We start from the raw sequence: 3,147 nt of genomic DNA, 5'->3' as shown, positions 1-3,147 counted from the left end.
ACCACCCGGCATACGGATCTCGTACCAAGGCGGTTCGGCTGGTGTTAACAAAATCGGCTGTAGGTTATCCCACCGATTTACCGGGTTTTGTGTAGAGTCATGCTATGGAAATTTCGGCCACTGCCGCCATTTCCCGCTTTACACTTTCCAGATGCCGACTCCCATTTTTCGGGAACCTCCATTCAAAAAGTGTAAAGTACTTTTGGGATCATATGAAGGATGCCAAAAGTTGTAGCGTTTTAATCTAAAAAATCGAATTCCGGAATGGGCAAAAGTTTTTTGCCCGGCCCCAGACACACCAGGTCCAAGGCGCAGGTGACGGCCGGCTTGTTTTTGCCGGGGCGCCAGGCGCTGTGGAAAAACACCATCCGGTAGGGCCCCTGTTTTTCCCAGGTGGTGCGAATATCCAGAAGATCTCCGAATTGTGCCCCGTCGTGGTATCCGATGTCCGCCTTGTATACGGCAAAGCCGATGCCTTTGTCGTTCCACATCCGGACCAGGGTCTCAATACCCAAGATATCTTCCCTGGCCCGTTCAAAAAATTTCAGATAATTGGCGTGGTAAACCACCCCGGAGTGATCCGTATCTTCATAATAGACCCTGGCCTCAAAGTGATGAATGGCCGGGTCCTGATCCGCTGTATGTGCATTGGTGATATGTTTTGTGTTCATCATAATAATAAAAGTTTATACATTGAATGATCTTTTTGATAAAGAATTGTTTTGTGGGTGACCTCATAAAAAGTATAATATATTATTAAGAACCTGGGAAAAATAACGCCTTAATAATCTATGAGACTTCATCAGGAGACGGCATGATCTGCATTGAAATTCCCGGCACCGGTCCGGTTAATATTCAAAATGTGATGTTTGACTACAACGGCACCATCGCAACGGATGGCCGTCTTATTGACGGGGTCGGGCCGACCATGAACCGGCTTGGTCACCAACTTAATTTTCATGTGGTGACGGCTGATACCTTCGGCTCAGTCCAGGCGCAGCTTGGAGAGGTGAACGCTAACGTTGTGCTTATTTCAAACCAGAAACAGGATCAAAAAAAACTGGATGTGCTCACGTCCATCGGTGCAGACACCACCATGGCTGTGGGCAACGGGGTTAACGACGCCTTGATGCTTAAACATGCAAGGCTGGGCGTTGCCGTGCTTGGGGAGGAAGGGGCGGCATTGCCGGCACTGATATCCGCCGATGTGCTGGTCCGGCATATCCTGGATGTATTTGCCTTTTTTGAAAATCCTAATCGGTTGATTGCCACCTTGCGAAACTGATTTTGACACGCTGTTACAAAAAGCGAAAAGAAAGTTTAAAAAAATGAAAGTACTTGTTATTAATTCAGGAAGTTCCTCCCTGAAGTATAAATTGTTTGATTTGGCCGCTCCCAGGGCAATATGTGCGGGCCTGGTGGAGCGCATCGGCAGTCCGGAAAGCAGTCTGACCCACACCCTGTACCCTGACCCGGGACCCGGTGAAAAAACCGAACTGTTTGAATATTTTGAAGATCACACCCAAGCCGTCGAAAAGGTGGCTGCTTTACTTATGACGGGTGATGATCCGCTTGTTACATCTGCGCAAGCGCTTGCCGCCATTGGGCATCGGGTGGCCCAGGGCGGTGAAATTTTTAAGGAGAATTGTATTGTGGACGCCAAGGCCATTGAGGGCATCCGGCAGAACATTGTGCTGGCACCCCTGCATAACCCGGCCAACCTGGCCGGTATTGAAGCGGCCATGGCGCATTTCCCCAGCGTGCCTTCGGTTGCCGTGTTTGACACGCTGTTTGCAAGCCGTCTGCCCGATTATGTGTACCGGTATGCGTTGCCCACGGGGTATTACACTAAATATAAAGTCCGGCGGTACGGATTCCACGGCACCTCCCACGCCTATGTCACCAGAACGCTTGCCAATCTGATGGGAAAGCCTTTACATGAGTTGAGCAATATTGTCTGCCATCTGGGTAATGGGTCTTCCATAACCGCCGTCAAAGGCGGTGTGTGCCGGGAAACCTCCATGGGCATGACGCCTACTTCCGGGCTGATCATGGGAACCCGGTGCGGTGACATTGATCCTTCCCTGCCTGCCTATCTTACCTTGTGTACCGGGAAAAGTGCGGCACAAATTCAGACTGTGCTTGACCGTGAAAGCGGTCTCACCGGTATCTGCGGCATGAATGATATGCGGGATATCCACAAAGCCATCGCCTTGGGTGATGACAATGCCAGACTTGCCTTTGAGATGCTGTGCCACGGTATTAAAAAATATATCGGGGCTTATTATGCCGTGCTGGGCCGCCTGGATGCCATTGCCTTTACCGCCGGCATCGGGGAAAACGACGCGGACGTCCGGGGTAAATGCCTGGAAGGGCTTGAACATCTTGGTATTATCGTGGATCAAGCGGTTAACGCCGGTTTAAGGGGTAAATCCGGCCGTATTTCAACCGATGACAGTACCGTGGAAGTCTGGGTGGTTCCCACAGATGAAGAATTTGAAATTGCAACCATCTGTAAAGACCTTGTAATGTAAAATTACAGAAAAGTGATTTTTTAAAAGACTTTTGACAGTCCGAATCCGGCCCACACAAAAATCAGCCCGGCGATTAACTGGATCAGCCCGGTTACAACGGCCAGGCCGATTTGCCCGTTGCGCATATATAAAAACAGTTCGAATCCAAAGGTGGAAAACGTGGTGAATCCGCCTAAAAAACCGGTAAAAACAAGTAGCCTGACCTCCGGGGTAAAGATTTGCCGTGTATCGGCAATACCGCCTAAAATTCCGATGATAAAGCATCCTAAAACATTGACGGTGATGGTTCCTAAAGGAAGTGACGTATTTTTTACGGCATTGATATACCCTTCATATACCAGGAAGCGGCACATGGCTCCCATGGCACCGCCTAATCCTACGATTGCTATTTTAATCATTTTTGTATTACCCAGCTGTGTGAGATATTAGGTTATAAAATCTAATTAAATAGTAATCAAAAGTATTTAATTTACGATCCAAATAGACTTTTTTATTAAAATGCAAGCACTTTAAATGGCTGAAACCCACAGCCTCTATTCCTTATCCTTATAAGTTCATTAAGGGATTCAGGAACTTCTTTTCGAATGATGTTTAATGCACCGTTCAGATCAGC

The 3,147-nt window shown here is 48.1% G+C and carries 4 protein-coding genes; 2 read left to right on the top strand and 2 right to left on the bottom strand.

Annotated features, from left to right (window positions below; all coding sequences use genetic code 11):
* Window positions 1-239: 239 nt before the first annotated feature.
* Window positions 240-674 carry a YbgC/FadM family acyl-CoA thioesterase gene (locus HXW94_RS18425; RefSeq protein ID WP_281357878.1) on the bottom strand — a complete coding sequence of 145 codons (435 nt, stop codon included), beginning with the start codon at window positions 672-674 and terminating at the stop codon, window positions 240-242.
* Between the two features lie 140 nt (window positions 675-814).
* On the opposite strand from HXW94_RS18425, the gene HXW94_RS18420 reads away from it, so the two are divergent.
* Both HXW94_RS18420 and HXW94_RS18415 read left to right on the top strand, forming a co-directional pair.
* Window positions 815-1,285 carry an HAD family hydrolase gene (locus HXW94_RS18420; protein ID WP_178368353.1) on the top strand — a complete coding sequence of 157 codons (471 nt, stop codon included), beginning with the start codon at window positions 815-817 and terminating at the stop codon, window positions 1,283-1,285.
* Between the two features lie 43 nt (window positions 1,286-1,328).
* Window positions 1,329-2,534, top strand: a complete 1,206-nt coding sequence (locus HXW94_RS18415; RefSeq protein ID WP_178368352.1) for an acetate kinase — start codon at window positions 1,329-1,331, stop codon at window positions 2,532-2,534.
* A gap of 20 nt (window positions 2,535-2,554) precedes the next feature.
* Here the strand turns inward: HXW94_RS18415 and crcB are convergent, their stop codons facing one another.
* Entirely contained in the window at window positions 2,555-2,932 is a 378-nt protein-coding gene (gene crcB, locus HXW94_RS18410) for a fluoride efflux transporter CrcB (protein WP_178368351.1), read from the bottom strand.
* Window positions 2,933-3,147 lie beyond the last annotated feature (215 nt).

This window comes from Desulfobacter latus, from assembly GCF_013389365.1.
Lineage (GTDB): Bacteria > Desulfobacterota > Desulfobacteria > Desulfobacterales > Desulfobacteraceae > Desulfobacter > Desulfobacter latus.
The sequence above is the reverse complement of the archived record's forward strand: the minus strand, read 5'-3'. Positions and strand labels throughout refer to the sequence as shown.

Excerpts from the sequence above, each read along its gene's own strand:
- HXW94_RS18425 (WP_281357878.1), bottom strand. The coding sequence starts at position 674 with ATGATGAACACAAAACATATCACCAATGCACATACAGCGGATCAGGAC.
- crcB (WP_178368351.1), bottom strand. The coding sequence starts at position 2,932 with ATGATTAAAATAGCAATCGTAGGATTAGGCGGTGCCATGGGAGCCATG.
- HXW94_RS18420 (WP_178368353.1), top strand. The coding sequence starts at position 815 with ATGATCTGCATTGAAATTCCCGGCACCGGTCCGGTTAATATTCAAAAT.
- HXW94_RS18415 (WP_178368352.1), top strand. The coding sequence starts at position 1,329 with ATGAAAGTACTTGTTATTAATTCAGGAAGTTCCTCCCTGAAGTATAAA.